Raw genomic sequence first — 18,574 nt, 5'->3', positions numbered from 1 at the left:
AGGTTGAAAGAATTTAGTTTTTCATTTTCTAAAGAAAAAAAGTATCTCTTTGTAGGATGTGGTTCTTCATACAACATAGGATTCATAATGAAAGAAATTTTAAATAACAATAATTACAATTCCAACGTAATTACTGGTGGACATACAATACTTTTCGACAAAATAGTTGAAACTGATATCGCTATTTTAATAACTAGAACCGGAGAAACAACAGAGACAGTAGAAGCGGCCAAAATTTTAAAAAACAAGGGAATCAAAACAATTGGTATTACTTGTTCTAAAAATTCAGCAATAACCTCAGTATGTGACCAAAAAATTGAGTTAGATGTCGCTTATGAAAAAAGTGTTGTTATGACAGGTTCTTTTGTTTTTATACTCAGTTTACTATTAAACGGTTTAAAAAATAATGACTATACAGAAATCAGCAAAAAGGTTTTAGCAAATTCAAAAAAAGTTATAGATAATTTAGATTTAGAAAATTACGAACATTTTGTTTTCTTGGGATATGATGAAAATTATGGGGTTTCAAAAGAAGGAGCTTTAAAACTTCAAGAGATGGCCTTGCAATATGTTGAATATCATGAACCTTTAGAATACAGGCATGGTCCAATATCTAGACTTACAGAAAAAAGTTTGGTAGTTATGAACTCAAAAAATCTCAAAGAAGAAAAAAAGTTAAAAGAAGATATCAAAAAATTAGGAGCTAAAGTTATAGAAGTTTCAAGTGAAGGAGAAATTGAAATTCCTCTAATGAATGGATTTGAAACACCTTTACGATTAATACCTATACAGTATCTGGGATACAAAAAGGCCATACAAATGGGATACAATCCAGATTCCCCTAAAAATCTTTCTAAGTCTGTAAAATTGTAGATTGAGAGGCAAAAAATATGAAATTAGAGAAACTTTTAATAGTTGATCCTATAAAAGGAGAATTCACTGGCGATATAGAAATTGAAGGAGAAAAAATAACAAAGGTTATACCAAAAAATTATAAAGATTACAACAGTATAGTGATGCCAGGTTTTGTAGATACGCATACTCACGCTCAAAAAGGGATAGATACCATGTATGCTTCGAAAGAAGATTTTGAACACTGGGCTAATAACAATTTTTCTCAGGGAGTAACTTCTTTTTTCCCTACAACGGTATCAGCATCCAAACAACAAATTTTGAGTGTTTTAAAAAATATAGAAAACGTTAGTACTTCAATTGAAGGAGTTCATTTGGAAGGACCTTTTATCAACAAAGAGAAAAAAGGAGCTCAAAATCCAGATTATATAAGAAATCCAACCTTAGAAGAATTGAAAGAAATAATCAACGATAAAGTTAAACTTATAACCGTTGCACCTGAAATAGATAATTTTTTTGAGGTTATAAACTATCTAAAAGAAAATAATCTCTCTATTTCTTTAGGTCATACTTCAGGGGATTATAAACTTTTTGAAAAGGCATTTAAATTTGGTGTAAAGCGAATAACTCATTTCCCCAACGCTCTAACTCCCCTACATCATAGGGAAATAGGAGGAACAGGATCAGGGTTATATTTTGATTTTATTATTGAGATGATTTGTGATGGTATACATCTATCGCCAGAATTTGTTAAACTAGTTTACAATCTAAAAGGACCAGATAGAATAATATTAGTAACTGATTCCATGGTAGCTGCTGGATTAGAAGATGGAAAGTACGAACTAGGTGGGTTGCCGGTAATTGTCAAAAATCAAGAAGCCAGATTAGAAAACGGAACTATAGCAGGAAGTACTTTGCTCTTTAATGAAGCAGTAAAAAACTTCAAAAGTTTCACAAATTGTTCCCTACAAGAATTATCGAAAGTTTCTTCATACAACGCCTTAATGGACTTAAAAATATTTGATAAAGGTAGAATAGAAGTAGGTTATATTGCCAATCTAGTTATGCTCGATAGAGAATTAAACGTAAAAGAAACAATTTTTCAAGGGGATGAAATTTTTGCAACATCTAGATAATACTTATGATATTATTGTTGTCGGAGCAGGACACGCTGGTATTGAGGCAGCAATAGCTGCTTCTAAAATGGGTATGAATACTTTAATTTTGAATATAAATTTAGATACAGTTGGATGGGCTCCATGTAACCCCGCTATTGGTGGGCCTGCAAAAGGTGTGGTTACCCGTGAAATAGATGCTTTAGGAGGTATTCAAGCAAAAGTCGCAGATGAAAGCATGATAAATATTCGTATGCTTAATACAAGCAAAGGAATAGCTGTCAGGGCCTTAAGGGCCCAAATTGATAAATACGAATATTCAAACAAAATGAAAGAAATCTTAGAAACTTCACAAAACATAACATTAAGATATGGAGTTGCTAAAAAAATATTAGTAGAGAATAATAAGGTCGTAGGTTTAGAAACTGAATTAGGCATGAAGTATTTTGCAAATGCTGTGGTACTTACTACAGGAACTTTTTTAAGAGGTAAGATATTTATTGGTAGAAATGTCTTTGAAGCAGGAAGAATGGGAGAACTTCCAGCAAATTCTCTGACAAAATCTTTGATGGATTTAGGATTAGAAGTTCAGCGTTTTAAGACCGGCACTCCCGCAAGAATTAGAAAAGATTCTATTGATTTTTCAAAATTCGAGATTCAAGAAACATCAGACGAACCTTTAAGTTTTTCATATTGGAATGAACCAAAAATCTTATCAAAAGATTATCCTTGCTTTCTTGGAAGAACCAACAAAGATACACATGATGTAATCAAGAAATATATTAAATATTCCCCATTGTATGGTGAAGTTAAGTTAATTTCAGGAAAAGGTCCACGTTATTGTCCTTCAATAGAAGATAAGGTATTAAAATTCAACAAAGAGTCTCATCAATTCTTTCTAGAACCAGAGTCAAAAAGATCAAAAGAATTTTATTTAAACGGATTAAGTACAAGTCTACCCTTTGAAGCACAAATAGAAATGTTAAGAACTATACCTGGTTTAGAGAATTCCATTATTGAACGACCAGCATACGCTGTAGAATATGATTTTATCATTCCTAATCAATTAAAACATACCCTTGAAACTAAAAATATTGAAGGGTTATTTTTAGCAGGTCAAATCAATGGTACAAGTGGTTATGAAGAAGCTGCTGGTCAAGGACTTATGGCAGGTATAAATGCGGCATTAAAAATTATGAAGGAAGACCCTTTCGTTCTTGATAGGTCAGAAGCTTATTTAGGTGTTCTTATAGATGATATAATAACCAAAGGAGTAGACGAACCTTATAGACTTTTAACTTCAAGAGCTGAATATAGATTATTGTTAAGACATGACAACGCACATTTTAGACTATATAAATATGGATACAAATACGGGTTGATAAGCAGGGAACAATATGAAAAAGTTTTGAGATTGGAAGAAGAGATTAATCAAGAGATAGAAAGGTTAGAAAAAATAAAACTATCTCCATCTCAAGTAAATGAACTATTGGTATCTAAAGGTTCTTCAAAAGTTAATCAATCAATCTCTATAGGGGAGATATTAAAAAGAAACGAGATATCTTATTATGATATTGCACATTTAGACACCAAGAAAATCAACAACAAAGAAGTTATAGAACAAGTAGACATTCTTTTTAAATACAATGGATATTTTAAAAGAATGAATGAAGAGATTTGGCGAATGAAAAATCTTGAGAAAGAAAAGATACCTAAAGATATCAACTACGATGAGGTTCATAATATTGCTTTTGAAGCGAAAGAAAAATTAAAAAAAATTCGTCCGCAGTCTTTTGCACAATTAAATAGAATTCCAGGAATAAATCCTTCCGATGTTATTAATTTGAAAATATATTTAAGGCAAAAGGATAAAACCAAATAAAAACTGCCCCATAAACAGAGGGCAGTTTTTTTATAATAATCATTATCTTACAGTGTATTTTAATACAAAAACATCTTTTTGTGAATCTGCTCCTAAATCAGCAGATTGTGAATAACCGGCAACATACAAATTACCTTCAGAATCTATATCAATGGAATATGCTACATCATCACCGTGTCCACCTAAAGTTTTGGAACTTAGTAATTTCCCATTGTTATCATATTCAAGAATAGCAACATCTTTATCGCCGCTAAGAGTTGTAATGTAGCCTGCTACATAGATTTTACCATTTGGACCAACTGCAACTGAATAACCATGATCACTTTCAACATCCCCATAAAAAGCTTCCCATAAAATATTTCCGTCGGGATTAACCTTTACAACGTATATATCAGACCAACCAGTGGCCCAAGATCCTTCATAACCAACAGCAACGTAACCTCCTGGTACTTCTTTCACATCAAAGCCTCTAGCGTAATCCCTTGGAGCAAACACTTTTGTCCAGATTTCTTCACCATTTGGTGTAACCTTTGTTAAATAAAATTTTGTTCTGTTTTCAAAATATTCTACAACAGTTCCCGCAATTATTAAATTTCCGTCGGAAGTTTTTTCTATACTTAATGGTTTTGTATCTGAACCTGGCACAAAGTAAGGTAACCATTTTTCAAAAACTACTTGTCCTTGTTTATCTAACTTAATCATTCTACCTCTTGCGTTTAAGGTTTCAGGGTCAGAACCATAACCAACAACGACATAACCGTCATCCAATTCAACAACAGAAGTACCCTTGTCGCTACCTAATTTATCTACATTGGTAGAGAACTTATTATTTCCGATCTTTGAAATATAGATATCGTAATCACTACCATAAGATCCGGATGTACCTACAAACAGGAAATCTCCATCTGAGGTTATTAACCCTTGATTAGCCCAGTCGTTGTAACTGCCACCTAACTTATTTTCATACTTCATATTCCCTTCTTTGTCAAATTTCAGCACGAGTACATCTTCATTAAAACCCTTTTGATTTGTGTAGCCAAAGAGATAAACTCCATCTTCAGTAGCTTTTACATCAAAAATTTCTTGAATTCCAGGAAGGGAATAAACTCTTCCCCAATCAAGAGTTAAAGAAGCCATAGAAATTAAAGAAACAGTTAGTACCAACACTACCAATATTTTTATCTTCACCACAATCCCTCCTATCTGATTTATTTTCTTATATTTAAATTCTAAATAGTGTGGAAATCAAATATAATTTCCATTTTTTATATTATATCATAAAAAAAGAAAAACAAATATAAAAAATAATATTTCTTTCACTTTACAATATTCCAAACTCTTTCCCTATCTTTTCAAATTTATCCACCGCAAAGTCCAAATCTTCTTTACTATGAGAGGCGCTTATCATAACCCTTATTCTTGCCTTCCCTTTTGGAACTGTGGGATAAACTATGGCAGATGCGAATATTCCTTCTTCATATAATTTGGTACTAAACTCTTTAGTTTTCTTTTCGTCATAAATCATTACGGGTGTAATTGGAGTTTGAGTACCTCCAATGTCGTACCCCATTTCTTTAATTTTACTTTGAAAATATCTTGCATTCTCCCACAGTTTTTTAACTAAGTTATCCGACTCGGAAAGAGTTTTAGTTGCCTCCAAAGCTGCTGCTGTTTCAGCAGGAGATAATGAACTTGAAAATAAGAAAGGTCTTGCTTGTTGCCTTAAATAATCTATCAATACTTTTTTGCCTGCAATAAACCCTCCAACCACTCCAAATGCTTTCGATAATGTTCCAATTTCTATATCAACTTCGTCAGTTAAATTAAAATGATCTGCAATGCCTCTTCCACCTTCTCCCAGTACTCCCTCTCCATGGGCATCATCGATCATCACTAATGCTTCATATTTTTTTGCTAACTCTACAATTCCAGGTAAGGGTGCAATATCTCCATCCATACTGAAAACACCATCAGTTATTATTAATTTTCTTCTACAATTATCCTTTTGGGCTTCTTTGAGTTTTTCTTCCAATGAATTCAAATCTTTATGCTTCCATATGTATCTTTTAGCTTTAGATAATCTTATTCCATCTATTATACTCGCATGATTTAATTCATCGGATAATATTCCATCCTCTTCTTTAGCAATAGTAGGAATAACGGCCTGATTGGCATTGAAGCCAGACTGAACTACTAAAGTTGATTCAACTTTTTTAAATTCCGCCAATTTTTTTTCGAGTTCTTCGTGAATCTTCATTGTTCCTGCTATAGTTCTAACAGCGCCTGGACCTACTCCCCAATCTTTAATCGCCTTAATAGCCGCTTCTTTTAATCTTTTATCGTTAGCCAAACCTAAATAATTATTGGAACACATATTTAAAACCTTTTTACCATCAACATTGATCCATGCTCCTTGTGGAGTTTCAAGTGTTCTTATAGTTATTAGTAATCCAGAATCATCAAGATTTTTTAACTCTTCTTTCAATTGATCATAAAAATTCATAATCAACCCTCCTCATCATTTGTTACATTTAAAACTATTTTTCCACTTTTTCCACTAATCATTAATTCAAACCCTTTTTCATAATCTTCAAAATTAAATTCATGAGTAACAACTTTACTTAAATCTAATTTTTTATATTTCAACCAATTCGCCGCTATATACCAAGTTTCAAACATTTTTCTACCCGTTATAGTGTGAATATTTAAATTTTTAAATACAGCGGTGTTCATTACAAAATCTATTTTATTTTCTGGATAAACCCCTAATATAGAAGCTACCCCCGTACTTTTCAAAGATTGTATCCCATCGTTCAAAGCTTTTTCATTACCAGACATTTCAAGAAACACATCTATCCCACTGCCGTTTGTTAATCTCATTACTTCATCTATCAACGATTTTTCTTTAGGGTTAATAACGACATCAGATCCCAGTGATTTTGCCATATTTATTCTAAAATCAGATATTTCGCTTACAATAATGTATGCAGCTCCAGACAATTTAGAAATCTCTATAGCCATAGCTCCTATGGGACCTGCTCCAGATATTAAAACAACTTTACCTCTTAAATCTGCAGCTGTAGTAGTAAAGATAGCGTTTCCTAGAGGTTCCATAACAGAGGCATATTTTAATGAAATACTTTCATCGATTTTTATAAGCACTCTATCAGGAAGAACAGTGAACTCTGAAAATACCCCGTCTCTATCCACACCTAGAATTTTCAAATTTTCACAGACATGCATGTTTCCGGTTCTACACTGATAACAATATCCGCATGGGATATGGCTATCAGCAACAACTAAATCTCCGATTTTTACATTTTTAACTTCGCTTCCGACTTCGACCACTCTTCCAACAAACTCGTGTCCATCTATTTGAGGAAGCTTTTTAATTCTCTCTTTTGCCCAATCGTTCCATTCGTATATATGAACGTCAGTTCCGCAGATGGAAACCTTTAATATTTTTATCTTAACATCGTGAGGTTCTTTTAAAACAGGTTCTTCTACTTCTAGAAGTGAGAAACCTTTTCCTGGTTTATCTTTTACAATAGCTTTCACTAAAATCACTCTCCCTAAACAATATGGCGGTTTAATATTCTTTAATGGTTTCTGTACTAATAGTTTAACTCATTATGAAATTTTTTTCAATATGTGGGAGAGACGATTAGAGTAAATAAAAGGCGTTTATTGGAAATTATGAGTTATTATAAACAAAATAAAAAAAATTACTCCGCTTCGTAAACAACTTTTCCATTGATTAAAGTTTTTTCAACGTAACTTCTTGGATCAAAAGGATGGCCACTCCAAACTACCAAATCAGCATCTTTATTTACTTCTATTGTTCCTAAACGATCTTCTAATCCCAGTATTTTAGCAGGGTTAATTGTCAGCATTTTTAACAGATCTTCTTCTTTTGCACCATATCTTAATGCCGTTGCTGCTTGAATAGAAGCATGTTCTAAATGAATAACGGGATGATCACACATCAAGGAAGCTAAAATTCCTTTTTCATTAATTATTTTTATAGATTCATAGCTCATATCTCTTGTTTCTAATTTGGTTCTAAATCCAAATATAGGCCCTAAAATAAGGGGAATATTTTTTTCTTTTATGAAATCAGCTATTTTATAAGCCTCGGTTGCATGTTCTATAACAAGATCAAATCCAAATTCTTCTGATAACCTAATTGCTGTTAAAATATCATCTTTTCGATGAGCATGAATTCTAGCAGGAATTTCTCTTTTTAAAACTTTTTCTCCAATCTCTAACTTCAAATCTATATCATTAAATGGTTTCCCTTCTTTTTGAGCTGTTTCCTTTTTTCGCCTATAATTTATTACTTTAGTAAAATACTCTCTAATTACTGCTGCGTTCCCAAGTCTGGTAGAAGGAGTCTTATTTGATGAGCCATAAACTCTTTTAGGATTTTCTCCCAATGCCATCTTAAGCCCTGATGGTTCTCTTAATATTGATTCATCAGTTATTTGTGAATTTAATTTTAATATTGCTCCTTGACCACCAATAGGATTAGCACTTCCGGGGACTACCATTACGGTAGTTACACCACCTGCTAAAGCCCTTCTAATAGCCGCATCTTCAGGATAAAAAGCGTCTATCGCCCTAACTTGGGGTGTAGTTGGATCAGTTGCCTCGTTTCCATCTTGATATGAACCTCCAACACCTTCTTCAAAAAGACCTATGTGAGAATGCGCATCGATAAAACCGGGGAAAATGTATTTGTTTTTTACATTGATTGCTTTATCTGCCTTAAGATCAAGATTTTTGCCAATTTGTGAGATTTTTCCATTTTCTATAAGTATATCTCCTTCAAAAGGTTCATTAGAAATTGGATAAATAAGACCTTCTTGTAACAAGATACTTCCCATAAGTTTATTCCTCCTTTAAGTTTTTAGTTGTTTCTAAAAAATCTTCTTATAAATTTTTTAGAAAAAAAACAATAATAAATAAATTTCGGAGATAATCACATTTACTAAAACTATTAACAAACCATATTTAGCAAAATCCTTAAAAGAAATTGTTTTATTTTTAAATTGAGTAAGCATAGCAAGCCCAATTATATTTGCAGAAGCACCTATAGATGTTGCATTCCCACCTAAACACGCTCCCATTGCAAGAGCATACCAAACGGGCTGCAAGTTGCTAAAAACTATTGGTTGAATTACTTGAAGATTTTGAACAACAGGAATCATCGTTGCTGTAAAAGGTATATTATCTATAAAACCTGATATTAGAGCCGACACAGGTAAAATAAAAGCAGAAAAAGCCATGGATGAATGTCCAGCTATATTAATCATTATATCGGATAATGAGGATATTAAACCTGTTTCTTCCATAGCTCCTGTAATTAGAAACAGACCAAAAAAGAACAAAAGGCTTTCCCATTCAATCTCGGTTAACGTTTCTCTTACTTGTGATGGAGCTAAAATAAGTAAAGATAAAAAACCAGCAGTTATTGCGATAGTAGAACTTTCTAAGCCTAAAGAATGTTGTAAAGAAAAAGCAACTATTACTCCTATAAAAAGAATAGTGGAAATTGAAAATCTGTTCTTGTTTTCTATTAAATGAGATGTATCAAAGCTATTTACTGTTTCTTTATCAAACTTTATTTTAAGGTCTTTTTTAAAAATAACAATAAAGATCAAATCCATGATAAATAAGTTAAGTAAAGCAATAGGGTACATAACCATTGCAAACTCTGAAAACGTAAATCCAGCAGCAGAAGCAATCATGATATTCGGAGGATCTCCTATTATAGTCGCCATTCCGCCAATATTTGAAGCAAATATTTCTCCCATTACAAAGGGGAAATAATTTATTTTCAATGAATCAGTTATTGCAAAGGTAATTGGTATAAAAACAAGAATGGTGGTAACGTTATCTATAAATCCAGAAATAATAGCTACCAAAAAAGTTAGAGAAACAAACAAGGTATAACCATTTAAACCAAAAGCCTTTAACGTCTTTATTCCTACGTAAGAAAACAATCCCGTTTTGCGTATAACAGCTACAAAGAGCATCATTCCTAATAATAAAAGTAGGGTATTGAAATCAATATATTTTCTAACCGCTTCGATTTCATTTGGAAAAACCCTGAAAACAATCAAAGCTGAAGCTCCTAACATAGCTACAATCGTTCTATTCACTTTATGATTGATAATAAAAAACAAAACAACAGCAAACACTATAAGAGTTGTTAATCCTGCTTGAGACATAGAATATCTTGTCCCCCTAAAAACTTATTCTTGAATTAAAAAAACTAAAAGAAGCTAATTTTAAGATAAATTAAAGTTATAATAATATTCCCCAATAGAATTATAAAACCATATTTTGAAAAATCCTTAAAAGAAATTGTTTTTCCTTTATACTGAGATAGTAATCCCAATGCTATAACATTTGCTGAAGCGGCAATAGGTGTAGCGTTTCCTCCTAAACACGCACCCAAGGAAAGAGAATACCATACTGGGTCTAAATTTGCAAAAACTGCAGGATTAAGAAGCGGCAGTTTATTAATAACGGGTATCATTGCAGCAGTTAAAGGAACATTATTTAAAAAGCCTGCGAAAAAAGTAGAAATTACCAACATAAGAAAGCTAAAAACAAATAACGAATGTCCTGAAAAACTTACCAGTAAGTTAGAAAAAATATCTATTATACCGGTTTCTTCCAACGCACCAGCAATAAGAAATAATGCAAAGAAAAACAATATATTTTCCCATTCAACTTTGGCTAGTGTTTCTTTCAATTCTTTAGGTCTAAGAAGGAACAAAGATAAAAATCCCGCTGCTAGTGCTACTGTTGAACTTTCTAGATGCAGTTTGTGTTGTAACGCAAAAGTTATAATAACCCCTGCGAAAAGTAAAATAGAATAAATAAATTCTCTTTTGTTTTCAACAATATGAGATAGATCAATACTTTTTACTGCATTCTTATCTAATTTTACAGATAAATCTTTTCTAAAAAAGTAAATAAATAACAACTCAAAAAAAAGAAAATTGATTAATGTAATAGGGTACATAACAACCGCAAACTCTGAAAAAGTAAATCCGGCAGCAGAAGCAATCATAATATTTGGAGGATCTCCAATTATAGTAGCCATCCCGCCAATATTTGAAGCAAATATTTCTCCCATTACAAAAGGAAAATAGTTTATCTTTAAAGAGTCAGTTATGGCTAACGTTATAGGAATAAACACCAACACAGTTGTTACGTTATCTATAAATCCTGAAAACAACGCTACCATAACAGTCAAAGATATAAACAAAGTATAAGTATTATTACCAAAAACCTTTAAAGTAGCAAGACCCAAAAAAGTAAATATACCAGTTTTTCTCAACGTTTCAACAAAAATCATCATTCCAAGTAACAATAACAAAGTATTATAATCTATATACTCTTTAATAGCTGTAACTTGATCTGGAAAAACTCCACTTGCTAATAAAAAAATTGCTCCAAGCATAGCAATAAGAGCTCTATCAATTTTTTGAGAAACGATACCCGCTACTACCATTATAAAAACGATTAAGGAAGTTATAGAATAAATTGACATCTAATTCCCCCGAGATATTATTCTAAAACTAATTAAAAAATCCCTATTTTTGTCTCAAAATAATTATAGTTCATAAAAATTAGAAAGTCAAATTATTTAGGAAATATAGAATATTTTTAGAAAATTCCACAAAATATTATCATCCCATTTCCATCTTTCTTATATCGGTGTATAATTTTACAAATTACCACATTTCAAAAAAATCGCAAATATTTTAGAAGGTGATTACATGTCTAGTTTTAAATTTATTGTCTTAATTCTTCTTTATTACCTGATAATATACCTATTTGGGAAAAAAATATTTAGGAAAGTAGGCTTTTACCTAACAAATTTTTCTTTGGCGATAGTTGGTGTGATTCTTTCTATTATTTTAATCTATTTTTCGGATATAACTTTTCATCAGGCTGGATTCCAAATAGGACATATAAAAAAAGGAACCACCATGGTTATTATATCTTTAATAATATTACTATCGTCTCTTATCAGCATGAGAAAAATGAAATATTCCGATCTACTCAAAGTTCCTTATGGAAGCTACAAAAACAATAAAATTTTACTGGTGTATGTTTGGACTCTTGTTGGACCATCAGAAGAATTTTTTTATAGAGGTTTCATACAAGGCAACTTGAGAATGTTAATCAATGGTTCTATACTGACAATCGAATATGCAACTCTTATTGCTACATTAATCTTTGTAATCGCCCATGTAAACAACTTTTTAGTAGGCAAAGAAAATAAAGAACAATTTTTAAGTCTTCTTCCAGGAAGGATAATTATGGGACTAATTTTAGGATACACTTTTCAAGTTTCAGAGAGCCTTTTATACCCTGTATTAATTCATAGTTTATCCGATGGCATTACAATATCTTATCTGATCTTTTTAAAGAAAAGATACTTAAATGATTATCACTTGTAATTTACAAGCAATTAAATCTTTTGATACTATTATATTTATATTCATCATAATGGCCTATAAATAAGTAATATCTCCTTGGTACTATTTATTATTTTTTGCTTGACTTCTGCATTTTTTCGTTATATAATATTATTGAAGAAAAAAAAGAATCAAAAGGGGGTATGAGAAATGTTAGAAAGACGAAGAGAAGGTAGAGATGATATGCTATCTCCATTTGATTTCTTCAACAGGGAGATTGAGGACTTTTTCAGAGGGTTACCTTTTGGCGGCACCTCACGTGGAGAAATGGATGTTTATGAAACTGACGATGACTACGTAGTAGAATGTGAACTCCCGGGATTGAGTAAAGAAGATATCAAGGTAGAATTGAACAACGACCTTCTAACTATTTCTGCAGAAAAGAAAGAATCAGAAGAGGTAAAAAAAGGAAACATTTATAGACAAGAAAGATACTTCGGTAGAATCGAAAGATCTATAAGAGTACCAGAATACATAGACAAGGATAAAATCAAAGCAAAATATGAAAACGGCGTTCTAAAAATAAATATTCCAAAGGTAGAAACAGCAAAAGGTGAAGCAAAAGAAATATCAATAGAATAAATTTAACAAAAATCAATACTAAAAAATATTAGAGACGCCTAAAAGCGTCTCTTTTATAATTCTTTTTTGCTTAAATGATGGATTTGCGTTTAATTCCTATCTTGAGAGCGTGTTGAGCTTTATTCCGCTTTTTGAATGGGAATTAGAGCTAAGTCAATATAGCAGACAGAAAAAAGAGTTCGTGGTTTTAGTAAAATATGTTATAATAATAGTAGATAATACCTAATTAAGAAGTGATTTTCAACGGAGGAATTTTTATGAATGACTACGATGATGAACAATTTAAAGAACTTTTAGATAAAATTTTGAGAGAAAATCCAGAACTTCAAAAATTCAATCTTGAATTTTTGAAGGGTGCTGATAGAGAAGAAATGGAAGAAGCAATAGAAAATTTGAAGGAAGCTGCCTCCAAATTCAATGAGGCAGAAAAATCAGTTAAAACAGAGGTTGAAGAAAAATTAAATTATAATATCGATGATTTAGAAATAAACTTCGATAACTTTTTAGAGACTTTAACTATATTTCCTTTCGCATTAACAATTAGTAGTGAAATGCTTAAAGAAAAAGATTTCAAAGGTAAGCTAACAGGGAAATTTTTCGGAATGTATGTAACTTTTAACTACAACAACGTATTTGAATTGTTGTCTATACGAAAAGTTGGGGCTATGAAAATTGCAACCTTGATGAGGAACAATTTTTTCAAGTTTTTGCCAATCAAACAAAACATATATGATTATATTAAAAACGCTGTTGATTCTTATCTAAAGGTGACTGGGTTATCGAAATTTTTTGAAATAGATGAAATAAGAGAATTTAATATGCTTGTTATACTGAGAAATAAGTGGGGTTTATCAAACGAAGAGCTTTTTAATGATATTCTCGATTTGGAAGATAACAACAAATATTTCATGATGAAAACATACTTTCTAAATGAATTTGCAATAGCAATTGTAGAAAAAGATTGATGGTTAATCTTTCTTCCTTAAGAATATATTGCTTATATAAAATATAAAGAATATGATGATGATGTTTAAACCACTTAATGCATTCGCTTCTTGATATAATCTAGACGAAGATAGAGAATAATTAACAACACTTACTAAGGGGAAATAATCTCTGATTTGCATAGTATAGCTTATGGTAAATTCTCCATAAATTATGGCGAATATTTGCAGAAATGACCCCAAAAAAGCGGATAATAATATTGGAATTTCTATTTTAAACAAAATTTTTAGATTATTAGCCCCATCTATTTTTGCAGCTTCTATAATCCTTTCGTCAAAACTGAGAACAGGTTGATATAAAAAAGAATAGGCAATGGGAACTGTGACTAAAAAGTATCCTAAAATTAGCAATAAAATAAAAGGTATATTGAAAAGAACATTTAAATATAACATTGCCATTCCTAAAAAGGCCGATGAAATACCCAAAGTTGCCATAACACTTATATTTATTAGCTTACTATAATTTTTTAGCAGATAGTATGCAGTTAAAACAGAAAATATCCCTGCAATTGCAGAAACTCCGAAAGAATTTAATATAGATCTTACAACTGGATAAATATTGTTTAATTCTTTAGAAAAAAGGTTCAAAAAAGCTGATAGATCAAATTTCGCATCTATGAAATTGAAAAAAGAAGCACCTACTCCCACAAAAACTATAGAATACTCAAAAATTAAGTAAATAATTGAAATTAACTTTCCTAAAATCCCTGTTTTTTTTAAGTAAGAAGGCTCTAATTCATAATCAAAAGGTTCAAACTTAGACATTATTATGTTTAAAATTAAAAGAATTAAAAACTGTAACATAGCGTAAGATAAAGCCGTTGGAAAGTCTAAACTACTTCTTAAAGTAGTAGATATAGCTACTTCCAGGGTTGAATATCTTATCCCTCCCAAACTAAGAACTATGGCAAAACTTGTGAAATTATACGTAAAAACTAAGAAGAATGCTCTTGATATTGTAGGCATAATTAAAGGTAGTTCTATTCTATAAAACGTTTTTAACTTACTAGAACCTTCTATATTTGCTAATTCAATATAACTAGCTGGGATTCTTCTAAGGCCTTCTGTTATATACCTAACAAAAATTGGAGAGTTGTAAAAAATATGTGCTAAAATTATCGCCGTTAAAGTGTACATTATATTTATGTTTATCCCCATTTTTGCAAGAATTCCATTCGATGAGTAAAGCAAAGAAAAAGCGATTACTGCAGAAACAGGTGGAAAAAAGAAAGGTATGAAAAGTGTGTTCTCAAGTAACTTCGATATTATTCCTTCGTTTCTAGATGAAAAATAAGCAGGCACCAAAGTTATTAGCAACGATAAAACAGAAGAAATAAATGCTTGGTAAGAAGTGAAATAGAGGATCCGCAATGTTCGCGGATCCATAATACTTTTTATACCTTCTAAAGTAAAAAAGTCTCTAAATAAAAAAGAGAGGGGGATACCCCACAAACTCAAAAAAATGATTACTAAAAGACCTTTTTTAACTTTATAATTCATAATTTTAGTATATTGATTCCTCCCATTCTTTTAACCATTTTTCAAGATTATTTGAAATATCTTCTGCTGGTATAGTCAGAATTTTTTCAGGTATTACAGCATATTCGTAAACTTGTGGAAGTTCTACTTCAATTACAGGAAACATCCATTGATTCAAAGGTATTTCTTTTTGAAAATCCTCGATAAGTATGAATTCAATAAATAGTTTCGCTAAATCTAAGTTTTTTGTACCTTTAACAATTCCTGCTCCTTCTATCTGAACATAAGCGCCTTCTTTTGGTATAAAGACTTCATATTTGCTACTTCCATAATAATACTGTGAATAAGCACTATCTGTAGCATAACTTACCATCATAGCGGCTTGGCCGGTTTCAAACTTTGCAAAAGAATCATCCCAACTAGGACTAATTGTTAAAATTGCTGGCATCAACTTTTTCCAAAATTCTTTCCAATTTTCTTGGTAAACTGCAATAGTCCACAGTAAAAAAGATTGTCCCGTACTTGATGCTCTTGGATCTTGAATAATCAATGAATTTTGGTATTTTGTTAAATCATTAAACGATACCAACTCTTCTTCAATTTTCTCAGGATCGTATATAATAGCTATTGCACCATAATCATAAGGAACAACATAATACTCTTGATCAAATATCAGGGATTCATCCATAACATTTTCTATATTCTTTGGTTTATAATTGATTAATAACTCTTCTTCCTTTGCCTTTAAAGCTAATGCTTGATCTAAACCTATTACTACATCTGCCCGAGGATTGTTCTTTTCTAAAACAAGTCTAGTTAAAACATTTCCGGCATCTCCTAATTTTATCACTTTCACATCACAATTATACATCTCTTCAAACTTTTGAACTGTGCCTTGTTCAATCCAACTCATACTTTCATACGTGTAAACTACCAACTCTTTTGAAAATGCAAAAGACAACACAACAACAATAACACCTACCAATAATAAAATTCTCTTCAACTTAAATCGCCTCTTTTTCTTTTTAATTTTAAAGATTTCAAATAAAAAATCCTGTTCTTCACCAACCAAGTGAGAACAGGATTAAATTACAATACACATTTACCTTCGCCTCCCTTCGCCGGTATTATCCGTATCAGGTTCTCGGGGTCGATACCTTATTAAGGTATCCTCTCAGCCATATAGCTCCCCCGGCTGTGCATATTTAATTGCCTAAATTTATTATATCACATAATAAAAAAATGATAAAATAGTAAATGTAAATTATTTTATGAAAGGAGATATGAAAATGACGTTAGTTGAATTAAAAGAAATTATCCACAAGGAAGTAAAAAGGGTGAAGGAAAACTTTGTTTTTAAAGAAAAAAAAGCTGATTTACAACCACAACAAGTTGCAAAGTATATCGACCATACCCTACTAAAGGCCTTTTCAACCAGAAATGAAATAGTTAAACTTTGTGAAGAAGCTATTGAACATAATTTTTATTCGGTTTGTGTGAATCCAACTTATGTTTCATTATCAAAAGAAAAACTTAAAAAAAGTAATGTGAAAGTGGCCACGGTAATAGGATTCCCTTTAGGTGCAAATACTATAGAAAGCAAAGTTTATGAAAGTGAAGACGCAATTAAGAATGGGGCAGACGAATTAGATATGGTTTTAAATATTGGAAGACTTAAAGACCAAGAGTTCGACTATATATACGATGAAATAGGCTCTATTGCTTCTTTATGTAAAAATCACGGGAAACTTTTGAAGGTAATAATTGAAACTTGTTATCTTACTCAAGAAGAAAAAGTCGCTGCCGTTGTTATTTCTAAATTAGCCCAAGCTGATTTTGTTAAAACTTCGACAGGTTTTGGAACAGATGGAGCCAAATTAGAAGATGTTGCTTTGATGAAGTTTTTAAGTGGGGATAAAGTAAAAGTTAAAGCATCTGGAGGAATCAGAGATTTGGATACAACTTTAAAAATGATAGGAGTCGGAGCAGATAGGTTAGGAACAAGTTCAGGTGTTAAAATTGTTGGCTAATTAAATTAAAAAAGGAGCGCCTTCGCGCTCCTCACTTTATTTTGGTTTTAGATTATGGTCTACAGATTATAAAGGTCTAACCTTTGAAGCTTGAGGACCTTTATCGCCTTGTACAACTTCAAATTCTACTTCATCGTCCTCCTCTAACTTCTTGTAGCCGTCCATATCAATAGCGGAGAAATGCACAAATACGTCATTCCCATCTTCTCCCGTGATGAAACCATAACCTTTCTTTGAATCAAACCACTTTACTCTACCTTTCACTATGTTACCTCCAAAATTCTACCGTGCTACCCATTGCAGCAATCGGAATGTGTTTCAAAATTATTATAATACAAAAATCATAAAAATGCAAGTTAATTTTATGTAACATTAAAACATACGTTGTAATTTAGAAGAAAAACATATAGGTACAAAATTTTAAGCAAAAATATAAGAAAAGACTTGTAATATTAAAAATAAATTGATAAATTAAGATGTTAGAAATTGGAATCATTTCAAGGAGGAAATTGAATGGTTGATGTAGGAGATTTAAGAAAAGGAATTTTTATTGTTTATCAAAACGATGTGTATAGAGTAGTAGAAGCGAATAAGCATTTTATGGGAAGAGGAAGTGGGCTCATAAGAACAAGACTAAAAAATGTTAGAACCGGCTTAATAAAAGAGGTAAGTTTTTCTAGTGGTGAAAAAGTCAAAGAAGCGGATATATCTTTTAGAAAAGCCCAGTATTTATACAACGATAGTGATCATCACCATTTTATGGCCCTTGATACTTATGAACAGTATTCTTTGCCTTCTGATGAATTAGAAGATGAAAAAAATTATTTAATAGAGAATTTAGAAGTAGATTTAGTGTTTTTTGAAGCTACCCCTATTTCAGTTCAGCTTCCTATCGTTGTAGAACTTACAGTAGTTGAAACAGAACCAAATTTTAAGGGAAATACGGTTTCTGGCGGAGGAAAACCTGCAACTTTAGAAACAGGTTTAAAAACAACTGTTCCATTTTTTGTAGAAAATGGTCAGAAAATCAGGGTAGACACTCGAACAGGTGAATATCTAGAAAGAGCATAATAAAAGCCCGATAATTGAGCTGCCCCATGTCAAGTAGCGGTTCTATTCCCCTTCCTCG

17 protein-coding genes and 1 riboswitch are annotated in these 18,574 nt (G+C 31.5%); of the genes, 8 read left to right on the top strand and 9 right to left on the bottom strand.

What is annotated here, in order from left to right:
* Nucleotides 1-3 precede the first annotated feature (3 nt).
* From PW5551_RS07780 to mnmG, 3 genes are read left to right on the top strand one after another with little or no spacing between them, the layout of a single operon-like run.
* Nucleotides 4-873, top strand: a complete 870-nt coding sequence (locus PW5551_RS07780) for an SIS domain-containing protein (RefSeq protein ID WP_233488483.1) — start codon at nt 4-6, stop codon at nt 871-873.
* Between the two features lie 17 nt (nt 874-890).
* Nucleotides 891-1,988 carry an N-acetylglucosamine-6-phosphate deacetylase gene (nagA, locus tag PW5551_RS07775; protein ID WP_113075229.1) on the top strand — a complete coding sequence of 366 codons (1,098 nt, stop codon included), beginning with the start codon at nt 891-893 and terminating at the stop codon, nt 1,986-1,988.
* Nucleotides 1,963-3,849 carry a tRNA uridine-5-carboxymethylaminomethyl(34) synthesis enzyme MnmG gene (gene mnmG / locus PW5551_RS07770; RefSeq protein ID WP_113075228.1) on the top strand — a complete coding sequence of 629 codons (1,887 nt, stop codon included), beginning with the start codon at nt 1,963-1,965 and terminating at the stop codon, nt 3,847-3,849. The genes nagA and mnmG overlap by 26 nt, the downstream gene beginning before the upstream one ends.
* Nucleotides 3,850-3,891: 42 nt before the next feature.
* Here the strand turns inward: mnmG and PW5551_RS07765 are convergent, their stop codons facing one another.
* The 6 genes from PW5551_RS07765 to PW5551_RS07740 all read right to left on the bottom strand — a co-directional run bounded on the left by PW5551_RS07765 (nt 3,892) and on the right by PW5551_RS07740 (nt 11,416).
* Nucleotides 3,892-5,037, bottom strand: coding sequence for an SBBP repeat-containing protein (locus PW5551_RS07765; protein WP_113075227.1), 1,146 nt, complete (start codon nt 5,035-5,037; stop codon nt 3,892-3,894).
* A gap of 133 nt (nt 5,038-5,170) precedes the next feature.
* On the bottom strand, nt 5,171-6,352 hold the full coding sequence (locus tag PW5551_RS07760) for a glycine C-acetyltransferase (RefSeq protein ID WP_113075226.1): 1,182 nt from the start codon (nt 6,350-6,352) through the stop codon (nt 5,171-5,173).
* Nucleotides 6,353-6,354: 2 nt separating this feature from the next.
* Complete coding sequence (gene tdh, locus PW5551_RS07755) at nt 6,355-7,407, bottom strand: L-threonine 3-dehydrogenase (protein ID WP_113075225.1); 1,053 nt, start codon at nt 7,405-7,407, stop codon at nt 6,355-6,357.
* A gap of 167 nt (nt 7,408-7,574) precedes the next feature.
* A complete protein-coding gene (locus PW5551_RS07750; protein WP_113075224.1) occupies nt 7,575-8,735 on the bottom strand; it encodes an amidohydrolase in 1,161 nt (386 codons plus the stop codon).
* Between the two features lie 57 nt (nt 8,736-8,792).
* Nucleotides 8,793-10,082, bottom strand: a complete 1,290-nt coding sequence (locus tag PW5551_RS07745) for an SLC13 family permease (RefSeq protein ID WP_113075223.1) — start codon at nt 10,080-10,082, stop codon at nt 8,793-8,795.
* Nucleotides 10,083-10,126: 44 nt separating this feature from the next.
* Nucleotides 10,127-11,416, bottom strand: coding sequence for an SLC13 family permease (locus tag PW5551_RS07740; RefSeq protein ID WP_113075222.1), 1,290 nt, complete (start codon nt 11,414-11,416; stop codon nt 10,127-10,129).
* Nucleotides 11,417-11,645: 229 nt separating this feature from the next.
* On the opposite strand from PW5551_RS07740, the gene PW5551_RS07735 reads away from it, so the two are divergent.
* The 3 genes from PW5551_RS07735 to PW5551_RS07725 all read left to right on the top strand — a co-directional run bounded on the left by PW5551_RS07735 (nt 11,646) and on the right by PW5551_RS07725 (nt 13,897).
* On the top strand, nt 11,646-12,332 hold the full coding sequence (locus tag PW5551_RS07735; RefSeq protein ID WP_113075221.1) for a CPBP family intramembrane glutamic endopeptidase: 687 nt from the start codon (nt 11,646-11,648) through the stop codon (nt 12,330-12,332).
* 168 nt (nt 12,333-12,500) lie between these two features.
* Complete coding sequence (locus PW5551_RS07730) at nt 12,501-12,932, top strand: Hsp20/alpha crystallin family protein (protein ID WP_113075220.1); 432 nt, start codon at nt 12,501-12,503, stop codon at nt 12,930-12,932.
* A 257-nt stretch (nt 12,933-13,189) separates the two neighbouring features.
* A complete protein-coding gene (locus PW5551_RS07725) occupies nt 13,190-13,897 on the top strand; it encodes a hypothetical protein (RefSeq protein ID WP_113075219.1) in 708 nt (235 codons plus the stop codon).
* A 3-nt stretch (nt 13,898-13,900) separates the two neighbouring features.
* Here the strand turns inward: PW5551_RS07725 and PW5551_RS07720 are convergent, their stop codons facing one another.
* On the bottom strand, nt 13,901-15,436 hold the full coding sequence (locus PW5551_RS07720) for an iron ABC transporter permease (RefSeq protein WP_113075218.1): 1,536 nt from the start codon (nt 15,434-15,436) through the stop codon (nt 13,901-13,903).
* A gap of 4 nt (nt 15,437-15,440) precedes the next feature.
* Entirely contained in the window at nt 15,441-16,418 is a 978-nt protein-coding gene (locus PW5551_RS07715; RefSeq protein WP_113075217.1) for a thiamine ABC transporter substrate binding subunit, read from the bottom strand.
* A gap of 93 nt (nt 16,419-16,511) precedes the next feature.
* Nucleotides 16,512-16,618, bottom strand: a riboswitch (TPP riboswitch).
* 86 nt (nt 16,619-16,704) lie between these two features.
* Here PW5551_RS07715 and deoC point away from each other — a divergent pair.
* Nucleotides 16,705-17,445, top strand: a complete 741-nt coding sequence (gene deoC, locus PW5551_RS07710; RefSeq protein WP_113075216.1) for a deoxyribose-phosphate aldolase — start codon at nt 16,705-16,707, stop codon at nt 17,443-17,445.
* A gap of 66 nt (nt 17,446-17,511) precedes the next feature.
* On the opposite strand, the gene PW5551_RS07705 is transcribed toward deoC, so the two are convergent.
* Nucleotides 17,512-17,709, bottom strand: coding sequence for a cold shock domain-containing protein (locus tag PW5551_RS07705; RefSeq protein WP_113075215.1), 198 nt, complete (start codon nt 17,707-17,709; stop codon nt 17,512-17,514).
* Between the two features lie 249 nt (nt 17,710-17,958).
* On the opposite strand from PW5551_RS07705, the gene efp reads away from it, so the two are divergent.
* The gene (gene efp, locus PW5551_RS07700) at nt 17,959-18,516 is read left to right on the top strand and encodes an elongation factor P (protein ID WP_113075214.1); all 558 of its coding nucleotides are present in this window, start codon (nt 17,959-17,961) and stop codon (nt 18,514-18,516) included.
* Nucleotides 18,517-18,574: the final 58 nt, after the last annotated feature.

The sequence above is a fragment of the Petrotoga sp. 9PW.55.5.1 genome, assembly GCF_003265365.1.
GTDB lineage: Bacteria > Thermotogota > Thermotogae > Petrotogales > Petrotogaceae > Petrotoga.
Note: the sequence above shows the minus strand (reverse complement) of the source record. Positions and strands in the feature narration are given on the sequence as shown.